We start from the raw sequence: 14,904 nt of genomic DNA, 5'->3' as shown, positions 1-14,904 counted from the left end.
CCGCCATGATCCTGGCTGACGAGGCGGCGACGGGCCGGTTGGGCCGGGCGGTGGCGGCGCAGCTACGGCCGGGCGAGGCGGTCTGCCTGACCGGTCCGCTGGGCGCCGGCAAGTCCACGCTGGCGCGAGCGCTGGTGCGGGCCCTGACGACGCCCGACGAAGAGGTGCCCAGCCCCACCTTCACCCTGGTGCAGTTCTACGAAGGCCCGCGGCTCGCGGTCGCCCACTTCGACCTCTACCGCCTGTCCGATCCCGACGAGGCCTACGAGATCGGCCTGGACGAGGCGTTGGACGCCGGCGCGGCGGTGATCGAGTGGCCCGAACGGCTGGAGGGCCGCCTGCCGCTCGACCGACTCGATATAGAGATCGCCCTCGCTGAAAATGGCGGGCGCACCGCGCGGCTCACCCCGCATGGCGCCTGGGAAGGACGTGACCTTGAGTTCTGAGCGCGAGGCCCTGAAGGCCGGGTTCCTGAAGGCCGCCGGTTTCGGCGACGCCCGCCGCCAGCCTCTGGGCGGCGACGCCTCCACGCGCCAGTACGAACGGCTGCACCGGGACGGCCAGACCTTCATCTTCATGGACCAGCCGCCGTCGCTGGAGACGGCGCCCTGTCCGCCCGCCGCCACGCCGGCCCAGCGTGAGGCGCTGGGCTACAATGCCCTGGCCCGGCTGGCCGCCGGCCGGGTGGACGCTTTCATCGCCACCGCAGGCTGGCTGCGCGACCAGGGACTTTCGGCGCCCGCGATCCTGGCCGCCGAGCCGGCCCAGGGCCTGGCCGTGCTGGAAGACCTGGGCGACGACCTGTTCGCGAGCCTCATCCAGGCCGGGCACGACGAGGCGCCGCTGTACGAAGCCGCCATCTCGGCGCTGGCGAAGATCCACGAGGCGCCAGTCGGCGACGTGCTGTCCTATGACGGCGTCACGTGGCCCTTCCTCACGTACGACGAGACCGCGCTGGCCACCGCCGACCGCCTGCTGGTGGAGTGGCTGCCGAAGCTCAAGCCCCAGCTCGTCTTCGGGGCCGAGGCGGTCGCCGGGTGGGAGGCCATCTGGACGCCGATCCGGGCCTATGGCGCAGCCAACGCCAGCGTCTTCTGCCACCGCGACTACCACGCCGAGAACCTGCTCTGGCTGCCTAGCCGCGAGGGCCCGGCCCGCGTCGGCCTCATCGACTTCCAGGACGCCGTTAGGGCGCATCCGGCGTGGGACATGTCGATGCTGCTGCACGACGCCCGCCGCCAGGTGACGCCCGAGCGGGAGGCCGCTTGCCTGGCCGCCTATTTCGCGTTGCGGCCCCAGGTCGACCGCGCCCGGTTCCTCGCCGACTTCCACGCCCTGGGGGCGCTAAACATCTGCCGGATCCTGGGGATCTTCGCCCGGCTGACCACCCGCGACGGCAAGCCGAAGTACGCGACCCTGATGCCGCGGCTCTGGGGTTACCTGGACCGTTGCCTGGCGGACCCGGAACTTGCGCCGCTGAAGGGGTGGCTCGACCGTCACGTGCCCGCGGAGGCGCGCGCATGACGCCCGGACCCCGGACCGCCATGGTGCTGGCCGCCGGCCTGGGCACGCGCATGCGGCCGCTGACCGACGCCATGCCCAAGGCCCTCGTGCCCGTGAACGGCAAGGCGCTGATCGACCATGTGCTCGACCGCCTGCGCGACGCGGGCGTCGAGCGGGTGGTGGTCAACGTCCACCATCTGGCCGACCAGATGGAAGCCCACCTCGCCGCACGGCGCGACCTGGAGGTGCTGATCTCGGACGAGCGGGCCGAACTCCTCGATTCCGGAGGCGGCATCCGTCATGCCGCGGACAAGCTGGGTCGCGAGCCCGTCTATGTGGCCAACATCGACAGTCTCTGGATCGAGGGCGCGACGCCGGCGCTGGAGACGCTCAAGGCCGCCTGGGACCCGGCCGCCATGGACATCCTGCTGCTGCTGGTGAAGCGCGGGCAGGGGATCGGGTTCGAAGGGCCGCAGGGCTTCTTCCGCGACGATCAGGGTCGGCTCACCCACTCCACCGCGCCCCAGCCTCCGACGCCCTTCGCCAACATGGGCATCGCCATCCTCAAGCCTGAGCTGCTGGACGACCAGCCGGCCGGGGCCTTCTCGATCATCCCGATCTGGCATCGGCTGCAGGCCGAGGGCCGGCTGCATGGCGCGGTGATGGACGGCTTCTGGATGCACGTCGGCGATCCTGGCGCGCGCGATCTCGCCGAGGCCAAGCTGCGCGAGGCGGCGCAAGCCTCATGACGCCCGCCTTCTTCGAGCAGCCGGGCTCGCGCTGGTTCAACATCCCGGCGCACCGGCCGTTCGCGGAAGACCTCGCCCAGGGCCTCTACGACGCGCTCGCGCCCCTGGGCCCCGAGGCCCTGGCCGACGCCGTGGTCCTCACGCCGACCCGTCGCGGCGCCCGCGCCCTGGCCGACGCCTTCATCAAGGCCTCGGGCGGTCGCGCCGTCCTGCCGCCCCAGATGCGCCCGCTGGGCGACCTGGAGGCCGGCGAGCCACCCTTCGAGCCCGGCGATCTGGTGCTGGACCTGCCGGCCGCCATCGATCCCCTGCGCCGCCGGTTCGAGCTGGTGCGACTGGTCGCCGAACTGTCCGACGACGTGCCGGGCGGCGTGCACAGCGCCGGCGCCGCGCTCGACCTGGCCGACGCCCTGGGCGCGTTCCTGGACGGACTTCAGATCGAGGAGATCGACGTCCGCGGCGCCCTGGCCGACCTCGCGCCCGGCGAACTGGCGAAGCATTGGGACCTCTCGCGTCGGTTCCTGGACCGGGCGCTGGAGGCGTGGCCTCGTCGGCTGGACGAACTGGGCGTGGTGGATGTCAGCGAACGGCGCGTGCGCCTGCTCCGCCGCCTGGCCGAGCGGTGGACCGACAAGCCGCCGCAGGGCGTCCTGGTCGCAGCAGGCTCCACCGGCACCGCGCCCGCCACCCGCGCCCTGATGATCGCCATCGCTGCGGCGCCCAAGGGCGCGGTGGTGCTGCCTGGCGTGGATGTGAACCTGGCCGAGAAGGCCTGGCGCAAGGTCGACGTACAGCATCCGCAGGGCGCGCTGCGCCGCCTGCTGGACGCCGCACGGGTGACCCGCGAGGAGGTGGCGACCTGGCCCGCCTCCACCGACGAGACCGCTGCCCAGCGCTGGCGCCGCCGGGTGGTCAACGAGGCGCTGCGGCCCGCGGAGGAGACCGCCGACTGGCTGCATGTCATCGACGACCTGCGCGCCCAGGACCCCGACGCCATCGCCGAGGCGCTGAAGGGTCTATCCCTCGTCAGCGCCCGCACGGAGGAGGAGGCGGCGACGGTCGCCGCGCTGCTGCTGCGCGAGGCTCTTGAGACACCGGACCGCACCGCCGCCCTGGTGACGCCCGATCAGCGCATCGCGCGCCGCGTCGCCGCCAAGCTGGCCCGCTGGGGCGTGGTCCCGGACTCGTCGGCCGGCGAAAGCCTGGCCGGGTCGCCATACGGCGCGCTGGCGAGCCTGCTGGCGCGGGCCGCCGTCGATCCCGTCGATCCCGTCGCGTTGCTGGGCCTGCTGAAGCACCCGTTCACGCGCCTGGGCGACGCCACCCGGCTGGAGCGCCACGCCCTGCGCGGCGCGCGCGCCCGCACCTGGGACGAACTCAAGGACCGGCTCCTCGGCAAGGATCGCGACGGCCGCGAGCGCGCGCCCCAGGCCTTGCCCTTGGCTGAGCGGCTGCAGGCCATCGTCGAGGCCCTGACGTGGTCTCATGACAGCTACGACGCCCCCGCCGCCGTCACCCTGCGCCTGGTCACAGCCATGGAGGCGCTGGCGACCGGCGAGGATGGGCAGACCGGCGACCTGTGGGCCGGCCACGCGGGCGAGGCCATGTCGCGTCTGCTGTCGGGGCTGATGCGCGATGGCGAGGACCTGCCCCAGGTGACGCCCCGCCAGTACGCCGACCTGCTGCAGCGGCTCATGTCCGGCGAGACGGTGCGTTCGGGCGGCGCCACCCACCCGCGTCTGCGCATCCTGGGCGCGATCGAGGCCCGCCTGGTCCGCGCCGACCGGCTGGTGGTGGCCGGGCTGGAGGAGGGGGTGTGGCCCGCCGCCGCGCCCACCGACCCGTTCCTGTCGCGGCCCATGCGCGAGGCCCTTGGCCTGCCGTCGCCAGAGCGTCGCATCGGTCTGGCCGCCCACGACTTCGCCCAGGCGGTCTGCGCGCCAGAAGTGGTCCTGCTGCACACCGAGCGCCGCGACGGCCAGCCGGCGGTGAAGTCGCGCTGGCTCTGGCGGCTGGAGACATTGGCCAAGGGCGCGGGTCTGGAAATGCCGAGCCGCCCGGAGGCGCTGGCCTGGGCCGCCGCGCTGGACGCGCCGGGCCCCTACACGCCGTATCCGCGGCCGTCGCCCAAGCCGCCGGTCGAGGCCCGCCCCACCGAACTGTACGCCACCCGCGTCGAGACCCTGACGCGAGACCCCTACGCCGTCTGGGCCCGCGACATCCTCAAGCTGCGCCTGATCGAGCGGCCGGACGAGGAGGTGGAGGCCCGCGCTCGCGGCACCGCCATCCACGCCGCCTTCGAACGCTTCGTGCTGGACTGGCCCGAGGTGCTGCCGCCGGATGCGGCCACGATCTTCCGCGGCCTCTATCTGGCCGAGCTGGAAAAGGCCGGCATGCCGCCGGACGCCCTGGCCCGTGAGAACGCCCTGGCCGACGAGGCCGCCGCGTGGGTGGCCGACATGGAGAGCCGCCGCCGCGCGGACGGCCGCCGGCTGCACGTCGAGAAAGAGGGCAAGCTCACCCTCGAGATCGCTGGCCGACCCTTCACGCTGGCCGCCAAGGCCGACCGCATCGAGGTCTCTCCCGACGGCCTGGGCCACGTGCTGGACTACAAGACCGGCCGCGCGCCGTCGAAGCGGATGGTCGAGACGGGCTTTTCGCCCCAGCTCACCCTGACGGCCGCGATCCTCGAAGGCGGCGGCTTCAAGGATATCGGCCGCGTCACGGCCGGCGACCTGACCTATCTCGAGATCACCGGCCGCCGCCCCGCCGGCCGCGAGGAGGTGCGCGCCGCGCCTTACGGCGACGGCGATAAGATCCTCAATTCGCGCGAGGCCGTCGACGCCGCCCTGCAGGGCCTGGATCGGCTGATCACCCGCTACGTCGACCCGGCGCAGGGCTACACCTCTCGCACCGCCCCGCAGTTCGTGAAGATGTACGTCTCGGACTACGACCACCTGGCCCGCGTCTTCGAGTGGTCCACCAGCGGGGAGGATGACGAGTGACCGTCGTCGACCTCTTCAGCGCCGATGCGCGCAACCCGCAGGAGGAGGCGGCCGACCCCACGCTGTCGGTATTCGTCACCGCCAACGCCGGTTCGGGCAAGACGAAGACCCTGATCGACCGGGTGGCGCGCCTGCTGCTGGGCGGCGCCAAGCCCGAGACGATCCTGTGCGTGACCTACACCAAGGCCGCGGCGTCCGAGATGCAGCGGCGGCTCTACGACCGGCTGGGCGGCTGGTCGGTGGCCAGCGACGCCGAACTGCGCGACGCCCTCGGCAAGCTGCGCTCGCGCGCGCCTAAGAGCTTCGACGCCCAGGACCTGTCCGAAGCGCGCAGCCTGTTCGCCGCCGCCCTGGAGACGCCTGGCGGCCTGAAGATCCAGACGATCCACGCCTTCTGCGAGAAGGTGCTGAAGCGCTTCCCGATGGAGGCCGAGGTCCCGCCCGGCTTCCGGGTGATGGACGAGCCGGCCGCCGCCGCCGTGGCCGCCGCCGCGCGCCGCAACGTGGCCCACCATGTGCTGAACGTGCCCGGCGAGCTTGCCGACGCCTACGGCCGCCTGTCGGTCTCGCTCGACTTCCGCCGCTTCCAGGCGATGTTCGCCGAGTTCGAGAACCGCCGGGGGGCTTTGGCCGCGTTCTTCGACCGGGAAGGTGGGCTGGAGGGCGCCAAGGGCTGGGTCTGGCGCGCCGTCGACATCCCGCCGGATACAGACCCCGACGCGCTCGCCGCCGAGGCGATGGCGCGCCTGGATCGCCAGATGTACCGCCGCGCCGCTGAGGTGCTGCAGCCTGGCGGCAAGACCGACGCCCAGCGGGCCGCCGCGCTGATAGCCCTCGCCGCCGACGCGCACCCGTCCCTGGACGACGCGGCAGACCTCTTCTTCACGAAGGAGGACGAGCCCCGGAAGTGGGTCGAGACGGCGAAGCGGCTGCAGACCGAGCCCGCCGTGCGCGCCTTCCTGCTCGAGGAGCAGGAGCGGCTGCACAACCTGCGCCAACGCATGCGCGCCGCCCAGGTCGGCCGCGACAGCGTCGACGCGCTCAGCCTCGCCCACGCCTACCTGCACGCCTACCGCATCGAGAAAGAGGCTTCCGGCGCCCTCGACTTCGCCGACCTGGTCGAGAAGACCTGCGCGCTGCTGCAGGACGATGCGGCGGCCTGGGTGCTCTACAAGCTGGACGGCGGCGTCGACCACATCCTGCTGGACGAGGCGCAGGACACCGCGCCCGAGCAGTGGGCGATCATCGACGCGCTCACCGACGACTTCTTCTCGGGCGCCGGTCGGCCGCGAAAGGCGCGCGATCTGGCGCGGGGCGTCTTCGTGGTGGGCGACCGCAAGCAGTCGATCTACTCGTTCCAGGGCGCGCGGCCCGAGCTGCTGGCCGACAAGTTCCTGTTCTACCGCGACCGCGCCGCCGGAGCCGGCCATCCGGTGAAGCGGATCGATCTCCTGAAGTCGTGGCGTTCGACGCCGCAGGTGCTGAGCTTCGTCGACGCCGTCTTCACGCCCGCCCACCTGATCGAGGCGGTCCAGCCCGGGGATGCGGTCGTCCACGAGGTGGCGTCCCCGCGCCAGGAACACCTCGGCTGCGTCGACGTCTGGGACATGGAGGTCGACCGCAAGGGCCAGGAGCGCGGCGCCTGGGATGCCCCGCTGGACCTGGAATCCGAGGACAGCGCCAACCGCCGCCTCGCCCGGCGGATCGCGACCGAGATCGACGGCCTGATCGCCCGCGGCGAAGGCGTCTACGACGAGAAGACCCAGCAGCTTCGCGCCGCCACCGCCGGCGACGTGCTGATCCTGGTGCGCCGCCGGGGCGCGCTGTTCGAGGAGATCCTGCGCGAGCTGAAGCACAAGCGCCTTCCGGTAGCCGGCGCCGACCGGCTGTCGCTGTCGGGCCACATCATCTTCGACGACCTGCTGGCGCTGGCCCGCTTCGCGCTCTTCCCCGGCGACGACCTGACCCTCGCCGCCCTATTGAAGAGCCCGTTCTGCGGGCTGGACGACGACGGCCTCTACGACCTGGCCTACGGCCGATCGGGCGGCCTGTGGGCCACGCTGCGCAACCGCGCGCACGAGGTCGCCGCCTGGGCCGCGGCCGAGACGTTCCTGCAGCTGGCCCGCGACGCGGCCCGCGGGGCGCGGCCCTTCGAGTTCTACGTCCGCCTGATCGAGCACGTCGGCGACGACGGCCGCTCGATGCGCCAGCGCCTGCTGGGCCGGCTGGGCGCCGAGGCGAAGGACGCGCTGGACGAGTTCCTGAACCAGGTGCTGGCCGCCGAGGAGCGCGGCGCCCACGACCTCGAGAGCCTGGCCGACGAGCTGTCGGGCCTGGAGATCCTGGTGAAGCGTGAGATGGAGGCCTCGCGCGACGAGGTCCGGGTCATGACCGCCCATGGCGCCAAGGGCCTGGAGGCGCCGATCGTCTTCCTGCCCGAGACCAATCTCGCCGGCGCCCAGCGCGGCTCGCCGCTGATGGCCGTCGATCGCGGCCCCGAGGGCCAGGGCTTCCTCTGGAGCGCCCGGTCGGCCAACGACTGCCCGCCCACGACCGCGGCCCGCAAGCTGCGCGCCGACCGTGAGGAGGCCGAGGCCTTTCGCCTGCTCTATGTGGCCCTGACCCGGGCCCGCGACCGTCTGGTGCTGTGCGGCCGTCGCGCCGAGCGCACCGATCCCGACAAGCTGAAGGGCTGGTGGGGCGCGATTCGCGACGCGGTCACGGACGCAGGTCTCGCCGACCAGGTACGCGAACTGGAGGATGACGCCGGCGGCCGGTTCCGCCGCTATGGCCCCGATCCCCAGCGGGTTCGCGCCCGGCCGGTCGCTGTCGTCGCCGCCCCGGCGCTGCCGGGATGGGCCCGCGTCGTCGCCACGCCTGAGGCGTTCGCCCGCTATGCCTCGCCATCCGACCTGGGCGAGGGGGTGATCGACGCCGCCCCGTCGCCGCTGGCCGAAGCCACCGGTCTGGGCCGCTTCCGCCGGGGCGACATCGTCCACCGCCTGCTGCAGCTGCTGCCTGACCTGCCCACGTCCGAGCGCGCGGCGGGGGCCGGCGCGCTGCTGGCCCGCGAGCCAGACCTCACCGATGTCCAGCGCGCCGAGATGGCCGCCGCCGCGCTGTCGGTGCTGGAAGACCCGCGCTTCGCGGAGGTGTTCGGCCCCGGTTCCCGCGCCGAGGTCGCGGTGGCCGGGACAGCCGCCGCCCTCCCGCCCGGCCTGCGCATCTCGGGGCGCATCGACCGCCTCATCGTCCTTCCGGATCGGGTGCTGGTGGTGGATTTCAAGACCAATCGGCCTTCGCCCGACCGCATCGAGGACGCCGACCCGGCCTATCTGCGCCAGATGGCGCTCTATGCGGCCGTCCTCGCCGACATCTTTCCGGGCCGCCGGATCGAGGCCGCCATCGTCTGGACCGACGGCCCGAAGCTGATGCCGGTTCCAGAAATCCTGTTGGCCCAAACCCTTGCCGACCTCCGCCGTGACGGTTGATACAAGGCAGGAGCCCGCCTACATGGCCGGATCAAGAAGTGCGGAATCTCGTTAGGATGAACGCCGCGCGATAGGAGTTACCCGATGAGCACCGTGAAGGTCACCGACGACACCTTCCAGGCCGACGTCCTGCAATCCGAGACCCCCGTCCTCGTGGACTTCTGGGCGGAATGGTGCGGCCCCTGCAAGCAGATCGCCCCCGCCCTGGAACAGCTCGCCGCCGAGCTCGAAGGCAAGGTCACGATCGCCAAGCTCGACATCGAGCAGAGCCCGACCACCCCCTCGCGCTACGGCGTCCGCGGCATCCCCACCATGATGCTGTTCAAGGGCGGCCAGATGGCCTCGATGAAGGTCGGCGCCATGCCCAAGCAGAAGATCCTGGAGTGGCTGACCGAAGCGGGCGTCGCGGCGTAAGTACTTCCCTCCCCTTTATGGGGAGGGTGGCGAGCGAAGCGAGCCGGGTGGGGAAGTCTTGATCCTCCCCACCCTCTGAGTTCCGGCCCAAACTTCCCCGCCCTGACCGCTTCGCGGTCTGGCCCTCCCCTCTGGGGAGGGAAACTACGTCGGCCAGGTCTCCGGGCTCATCGCCAGCACTTCGCCGGCGAAGTGCAACCCCCCACAAACCAACACGTGCGGCGCGGGACCCTCCGTTTCGAGCGCGCGCGCCACGCCGTCCATGACGTTGGACGATGTCTCGGGCGACAGGCCGGCCCTCACCGCCGCCGCCACCAGCTCCTCGGCGCTTGCGGCGATGGGGCTGTCGAACGTGGTGCAGATCACCCGCGGGCGCATTTCGGCGAAGGGGCGGAAGAAGCCCTCGGCGTCCTTGCGGGCGAACATCCCCGTCACCAGCACCAGCGGTCGCGGATCGCGGTCGATCAGGCGCGACGCCGCCTCGGCCAGGGCGCGCCCGGCGTGCGGATTGTGCCCGCCGTCCAGCCACAGGTCGGCGCCTCGCGCCTTCGCGAGCTCGGCCAGCGGCCCGGCGGTGAGCCGCTGCATCCGCGCCGGCCAGACTGTCGAGGTCACGCCCGCGCCCAGCACCTCGTCCGACAGCCCACGGTCGAAGGTCAGCGCCGCGGCGACCGCCACGCCCGCATTGTCGAACTGATAGCCGCCGAACAGACTGGGCGCCGGCAGGTCCAGCAGCCGGTCGGGCATCTGCACCAGCAGCCGTCCGCGTTCCTCCCAGGCGTCGAAGTCGCGGCCCATCAACAGCAAGGGGGCCATGCGGTCGTCCGCCTCGCGCTCGATCATCTCCAGCGCCTCATCCTGCTGGCGGGCGACCACGACGGGGCGGCCGTGCTTGATGATCCCGGCCTTCTCCCAGGCGATCTTGGACAGGCCCGGCCCCAGCATCTCCACATGGTCGTAGTCCACCGGCGTGATCACGCTGACCGCCGGCGCCTCGAAGATGTTGGTGGCGTCGAAGCGGCCCCCCAGGCCGACTTCCACGATGCAGACGTCGGCCGGCGTCTCGGCGAAGGCCAGATAGGCCAGGACCGTCGTGATCTCGAAGAAGCTGATCGGCTCGCCGGCATTGGCCGCTTCCAGCCGATCCGTGAGCTCGGTGAGCTGCGCGTCGGTGATCAGTTTGCCGGCCAGCCGGATCCGCTCGGCGAATCGCACCAGATGCGGCGAGGTCAGGCAGTGCGCCTTCAGCCCCGCCGCCTCGGCGATGGCCCGCAGGTAGGCCACCGTCGAGCCCTTGCCGTTGGTGCCCGCCACGTGGATCACCGGCGGCAGCTTCAGGTCGGGCCGGCCCACCGCCGCCAGCAGCCGCTCGACGCGGCCGGTGGTCAGGTCGATCAGGGTCGGATGGTTGGCGCGCAGGCGCTGGATCACCGCGTCGGAGGCGCGGATCGGGTCGTGTCCGGGATCGAAAGCCGGAATATCAGGCGGCGGAACGGCGCTCACGGCCCATCATAAGGGTCTTCATGATCGATCCCAGCTTTTCCGGGATGTCGGCGCGTTTCACCACCTGGTCGACCATGCCGTGCTCGACCAGGAACTCCGACCGCTGGAAGCTGGCCGGCAGGGTCTCGCGGATGGTCTGCTCGATGACGCGGCGGCCCGAGAAGCCGATGGTGGCGTTGGGCTCGGCCAGGTGGACATCGCCCAGCATGGCGTACGAGGCGCTGACGCCGCCGGTCGTGGGGTCGGTGAACACCACGATGTAGGGCAGGCCGGCCGACTTGACCTCGTTCAGGGCCAGGGTGGTCCGGGCCATCTGCATCAGGGACAGCGTCCCCTCCTGCATGCGCGCGCCGCCCGAAGCGGTGAAGATCACCAGCGGGACCTCGCGCTTCACGGCCTCCTTGGCGGCCTTCACGAAGGTCTCGCCGGCGGCCATGCCCAGCGATCCGCCCATGAAGAAGAAGTCCTGCACGATCACCACGGCCTCCTGGCCCGCGATCTTGCCGAACGCGATCGCCATGGAGTCCTGCTCGCCCGTGGCCTTGCGGGCCGCCTTCAGGCGCTCGGGGTAGGGCTTGTCGTCGGGGAACCGCAGGGGGTCTTCCACGACTTCGGGGGTCGAGATGCGTTCGAACTGGCCGTCGTCGAAGGTGTACTGCAGGCGCAGCTTCGAGCCGATCCGCATGTGATTGCCCGACGGCGTGACCCACAGGGCCGCCTCCAGGTCGGGCCGGTACAGCATCTCGCCGCTGTCCGGGTCCTTCACCCACAGGTTCTCGGGCGTGTCCTTCTTGGTCAGGCCCCGGACGCCGGGCGCAATGCGGGAGAGCCAGCCGCGGCGGCGCTCGGAGGAGGGCGCACGCCCGGGCTTGTCGTTTCGCTGTTCAGCCATCGCCATGATGTTGTTTAGGCCGGGATCCGACGTGCGAGGCGCACAGCCTTAGCAAGGGAAGCCACTTTGGAAAGAACTCGCCCGGTCACGTCTTCGTTCAAATTCACCGCTTCGGCCACTTCGTCCACAAGCGCGGACCCCACGACCACCGCATCGGCGACCTTGGCTATAGCGCCGGCGCGCTCCGGTGTCTTGATCCCGAAGCCCACGGCGACCGGAAGTCCCGAGGCCTTGCGCACCCGCGCCACGTGCGGCGCCACGGCGTCGGCGTCGGCCTCCTTCACCCCGGTCACGCCGGCGACCGAGACATAGTAGACGAAGCCCGAGGTGCGGCGGATCACGACCGGCAGGCGCTTGTCGTCGGTGGTGGGGGTGGCCAGGCGGATCAGCGACAGCTGGTTGGCGTCCAGCGCGTCGGCCAGTTCGTCGGCTTCCTCGGGCGGCAGGTCGACGACGATGAGGCCGTCCACCCCGGCCGCGGCCGCGTCACGCGCGAAGGCCTCGTAGCCCCAGGTGACCAGCGGGTTGGTGTAGCCCATCAGGATGATGGGCGTGTCCTGGTCGTCCTCCCGGAACGCCGCGATCGCCGCCAGCGTCCCCGCCAGGGTCATGCCCTTGGCGAGCGCCCGTTGTGCGGCCCGCTGGATCGGCGGGCCCTCGGCCATGGGGTCGGAGAACGGGAAGCCCACCTCGATCACGTCCGCGCCGGCGGCCGGCAGGCCCTTCAGGATCTTCGCCGCCGTCGCAGGATCGGGGTCGCCGGCCATCACATAGCTGACGAAGGCCGCGCGGCCTTCCGCCTTCAGCGCGGCGAAGCGGGCGTCGATACGTGCCTTGGTCAAATCGTGCGTCCCAGGTGCGCGGCCACCGTGTTCACGTCCTTGTCGCCGCGGCCCGAAAGGTTCAGCACCACGATCCCGTCCTTGCCGACGTCGCGGGCGACATCGCCGATGCGGGCCAGGGCATGCGCGCTTTCGATGGCCGGCAGGATGCCCTCCAGCTTCGAAAGCAGCATGAAGGCCTCCAGCGACTCGGCGTCGGTGGCGGTCAGGTAGGTCGCCCGGCCCACGTCGTGCAGCCACGAGTGCTCGGGCCCGATGCCGGGATAGTCCAGGCCGGCCGAGATCGAATGCGCCTCGGTGATCTGGCCTTCGCGGTCCTGCAGCAGGTAGGTCATGTTGCCGTGGAGCACGCCGGGACGGCCGCCGTTGATGGCCGCGGCGTGCCGGTCGGTGTCCATCCCGTCCCCGGCCGCCTCCACGCCGATCAGCTTCACGCCGTCGTCGTTCAGGAAGGGGTGGAAGATGCCGATGGCGTTCGAGCCGCCGCCGACGCAGGCCACGACCGCGTCGGGAAGCCGGCCCTCGACCTCCAGGATCTGTTCGCGCGTCTCGCGGCCGATCACCGCCTGGAAGTCGCGGACCATCTCCGGATAGGGGTGCATGCCGGCCGCGGTGCCGATCATGTAGTAGGTGTCGTGGACGTTGGTGACCCAGTCGCGCAGGGCCTCGTTCATGGCGTCCTTCAGGGTCGCCGACCCCGAGGTGACCGCCTCGACCTTGGCGCCCAAGAGGTTCATGCGGAACACGTTCGGCTTCTGCCGCTCGACGTCCACCGCGCCCATGTAGACGATGCAGGGCAGGCCGAAGCGCGCGCAGACGGTGGCGCTGGCCACGCCGTGCTGGCCGGCGCCGGTCTCGGCGATGATCCGGGTCTTGCCCATGCGGCGGGCCAGCAGGATCTGGCCCATGCAGTTGTTGATCTTGTGCGAGCCGGTGTGATTCAGCTCCTCACGCTTCAGATAGATCTTCGCGCCGCCGTAGTGCTGCGTCAGCCGCTCGGCGAAATAGAGCGGCGAGGGGCGGCCCACATAGTGGGTCAGGAATCCCGACAGCTCGGCCTGGAACGCCGGATCGGCCTTGGCCGCATTCCAGGCGGCCGTCAGGTCGTGGACCAGCGGCATCAGGGTTTCGGGCACGTACTGGCCGCCATAGTCGCCGAAGCGCCCACGGGCGTCGGGGAAGGCGGCGTAGTCGTTGGGTCTCGTGGGCGCGTTCATGGTCGGCAAAGCGTCTCAGGCGCGGCGAACAGCGTCGAGGAACGCCGTAATCAAGGCCGGGTCCTTTAGTCCGGGACCGCGCTCCACGCCAGAGGAAACGTCCACCAGAGGGGCCTTGGAAGCGCCGATCGCGCCGGTCACGTTCCAGGGATCCAGACCCCCGGCCAGGAACCACGGCCGCTGGAAGCGCCGACCCTCCAGCAGGGTCCAGTCGAAGGCCACGCCCAGGCCGCCGGGGCGGTCGGCGTCCTTGGGCGGCTTGGTCTCGAACATCAGGTGCTCGACCAGGGGCTCGTAGGCTGCGGCTTCGGCGAAATCGGCGGCCTCCGAGACCGGGATCACCTTGATCAGCCCCCGTCCCGACCGCTGGGCGATCTCGCGCACGCGCGCTGGCTTCTCCTTGCCGTGCAGCTGGATCAGGTCGGGCGAGAGGCCCGTCACGATGGCGTCCAGCTCGTTGTCGGTGGGATCGACCACAACCGCCACGATCTTCACACCCTTGGCCCGCGCCGCCGGAACCAGCCGCGCGGCGGCGTCGGGCGCGATGTTCCGCGGGCTCTTCGGGAAGAACATGAAGCCGATATGGCTTGCGCGCCCGTCCACGGCGGCGGCCACGGCCTCGGGCGTCGTCAGTCCACAGATCTTCGCGGTCGCGGTCATGCCCCGCAGATAGGGCATCAAGCCCTGTTGCGGGAGGGGCGTTACTTCGCTTTCAGCAGATCGCGGATCTCGGCCAGCAGGGCTTCCTGGGGCGGCGGCGCGGCCGGGGCGGCGTCGGCGGGCGGCGGGGCCCGGCGCATGGCGTTCACGGCCTTCACGATCATGAAGACCACCCAGGCCACGATCAGGAACTTGATGCCCGAGTTGATCAGCGCGCCGTACTGGATCGCCACCAGCTCGCTGGCCTCGGTGGCCGGGTCGTCCGGCTTGAGCACGATCGCCAGCTTCGAGAAATCGACGCCCGACGTGAGCAGGCCGATCGGCGGCATCACCACCTGGTCGACCAGCACCTTGACGATGTCGTTGAAGGCCGCGCCGATGATCACGCCGACGGCGAGGTCCACGACATTGCCGCGCGCAATGAACTCGCGAAATTCCGAGAATACGCCCATCTGAAACCCTCCCCTATGCGAGCGGCCAGCCAGCGCGGCGAGGGTCGAGACTAACCCTCGTCCTCGGCGTTCAGGCGCTCGCGCAGCTCTTTGCCGCTCTTGAAAAAGGGAACGTGTTTGGCGCGCACGTCAACCGGCTCGCCGGTGCGCGGGTTGCGGCCGGCGCGGGCGTCGCG

Annotated in this window: 13 protein-coding genes; 6 read left to right on the top strand and 7 right to left on the bottom strand. The window is 71.3% G+C overall.

Annotation, left to right across the window (positions count from 1 at the left end; genetic code table 11):
- Positions 1–5 precede the first annotated feature (5 nt).
- The 6 genes from tsaE to trxA all read left to right on the top strand — a co-directional run bounded on the left by tsaE (position 6) and on the right by trxA (position 9,162).
- On the top strand, positions 6–446 hold the full coding sequence (gene tsaE / locus EPN98_RS03725) for a tRNA (adenosine(37)-N6)-threonylcarbamoyltransferase complex ATPase subunit type 1 TsaE (RefSeq protein ID WP_293360507.1): 441 nt from the start codon (positions 6–8) through the stop codon (positions 444–446).
- On the top strand, positions 430–1,524 hold the full coding sequence (gene amgK / locus EPN98_RS03720) for an N-acetylmuramate/N-acetylglucosamine kinase AmgK (protein WP_293360504.1): 1,095 nt from the start codon (positions 430–432) through the stop codon (positions 1,522–1,524). Before tsaE ends, amgK begins: the two co-directional genes overlap by 17 nt.
- Positions 1,521–2,252: a nucleotidyltransferase family protein gene (locus EPN98_RS03715; protein ID WP_293360501.1), complete on the top strand. Its 732-nt coding sequence runs from the start codon at positions 1,521–1,523 to the stop codon at positions 2,250–2,252. Before amgK ends, EPN98_RS03715 begins: the two co-directional genes overlap by 4 nt.
- Positions 2,249–5,257 (top strand): double-strand break repair protein AddB, encoded by a 3,009-nt coding sequence (gene addB, locus EPN98_RS03710; RefSeq protein WP_293360499.1) that lies wholly within the window; start codon positions 2,249–2,251, stop codon positions 5,255–5,257. Before EPN98_RS03715 ends, addB begins: the two co-directional genes overlap by 4 nt.
- Positions 5,254–8,748 (top strand): double-strand break repair helicase AddA, encoded by a 3,495-nt coding sequence (gene addA / locus EPN98_RS03705; RefSeq protein ID WP_293360496.1) that lies wholly within the window; start codon positions 5,254–5,256, stop codon positions 8,746–8,748. The genes addB and addA overlap by 4 nt, the downstream gene beginning before the upstream one ends.
- A gap of 84 nt (positions 8,749–8,832) precedes the next feature.
- Positions 8,833–9,162, top strand: a complete 330-nt coding sequence (trxA, locus tag EPN98_RS03700) for a thioredoxin (RefSeq protein WP_293360493.1) — start codon at positions 8,833–8,835, stop codon at positions 9,160–9,162.
- Positions 9,163–9,306: 144 nt separating this feature from the next.
- On the opposite strand, the gene EPN98_RS03695 is transcribed toward trxA, so the two are convergent.
- From EPN98_RS03695 to EPN98_RS03665, 7 genes are all read right to left on the bottom strand, one after another.
- Positions 9,307–10,665 carry a folylpolyglutamate synthase/dihydrofolate synthase family protein gene (locus EPN98_RS03695; RefSeq protein ID WP_293360490.1) on the bottom strand — a complete coding sequence of 453 codons (1,359 nt, stop codon included), beginning with the start codon at positions 10,663–10,665 and terminating at the stop codon, positions 9,307–9,309.
- The gene (locus tag EPN98_RS03690; RefSeq protein WP_293360487.1) at positions 10,643–11,563 is read right to left on the bottom strand and encodes an acetyl-CoA carboxylase carboxyltransferase subunit beta; all 921 of its coding nucleotides are present in this window, start codon (positions 11,561–11,563) and stop codon (positions 10,643–10,645) included. Before EPN98_RS03690 ends, EPN98_RS03695 begins: the two co-directional genes overlap by 23 nt.
- Positions 11,564–11,571: 8 nt before the next feature.
- Complete coding sequence (gene trpA, locus EPN98_RS03685) at positions 11,572–12,399, bottom strand: tryptophan synthase subunit alpha (RefSeq protein WP_293360484.1); 828 nt, start codon at positions 12,397–12,399, stop codon at positions 11,572–11,574.
- Complete coding sequence (gene trpB, locus EPN98_RS03680) at positions 12,396–13,616, bottom strand: tryptophan synthase subunit beta (RefSeq protein ID WP_293360482.1); 1,221 nt, start codon at positions 13,614–13,616, stop codon at positions 12,396–12,398. Before trpB ends, trpA begins: the two co-directional genes overlap by 4 nt.
- A 15-nt stretch (positions 13,617–13,631) precedes the next feature.
- Positions 13,632–14,276: a phosphoribosylanthranilate isomerase gene (locus EPN98_RS03675; protein ID WP_293360570.1), complete on the bottom strand. Its 645-nt coding sequence runs from the start codon at positions 14,274–14,276 to the stop codon at positions 13,632–13,634.
- Positions 14,277–14,317: 41 nt separating this feature from the next.
- Positions 14,318–14,728, bottom strand: coding sequence for a large-conductance mechanosensitive channel protein MscL (mscL, locus tag EPN98_RS03670; RefSeq protein ID WP_293360479.1), 411 nt, complete (start codon positions 14,726–14,728; stop codon positions 14,318–14,320).
- Between the two features lie 50 nt (positions 14,729–14,778).
- A partial coding sequence (locus tag EPN98_RS03665) for an HU family DNA-binding protein (protein WP_293360568.1) occupies positions 14,779–14,904 on the bottom strand: 126 nt, incomplete at its 5' end.

The sequence above is a fragment of the Phenylobacterium sp. genome (assembly GCF_004299445.1).
Lineage (GTDB): Bacteria > Pseudomonadota > Alphaproteobacteria > Caulobacterales > Caulobacteraceae > Phenylobacterium.
The sequence above is the reverse complement of the archived record's forward strand: the minus strand, read 5'-3'. Positions and strand labels throughout refer to the sequence as shown.

Excerpts from the sequence above, each read along its gene's own strand:
- tsaE (WP_293360507.1), top strand. The coding sequence starts at position 6 with ATGATCCTGGCTGACGAGGCGGCGACGGGCCGGTTGGGCCGGGCGGTG.
- EPN98_RS03715 (WP_293360501.1), top strand. The coding sequence starts at position 1,521 with ATGACGCCCGGACCCCGGACCGCCATGGTGCTGGCCGCCGGCCTGGGC.
- addB (WP_293360499.1), top strand. The coding sequence starts at position 2,249 with ATGACGCCCGCCTTCTTCGAGCAGCCGGGCTCGCGCTGGTTCAACATC.
- trxA (WP_293360493.1), top strand. The coding sequence starts at position 8,833 with ATGAGCACCGTGAAGGTCACCGACGACACCTTCCAGGCCGACGTCCTG.
- EPN98_RS03690 (WP_293360487.1), bottom strand. The coding sequence starts at position 11,563 with ATGGCGATGGCTGAACAGCGAAACGACAAGCCCGGGCGTGCGCCCTCC.
- trpB (WP_293360482.1), bottom strand. The coding sequence starts at position 13,616 with ATGAACGCGCCCACGAGACCCAACGACTACGCCGCCTTCCCCGACGCC.
- EPN98_RS03675 (WP_293360570.1), bottom strand. The coding sequence starts at position 14,276 with ATGACCGCGACCGCGAAGATCTGTGGACTGACGACGCCCGAGGCCGTG.
- mscL (WP_293360479.1), bottom strand. The coding sequence starts at position 14,728 with ATGGGCGTATTCTCGGAATTTCGCGAGTTCATTGCGCGCGGCAATGTC.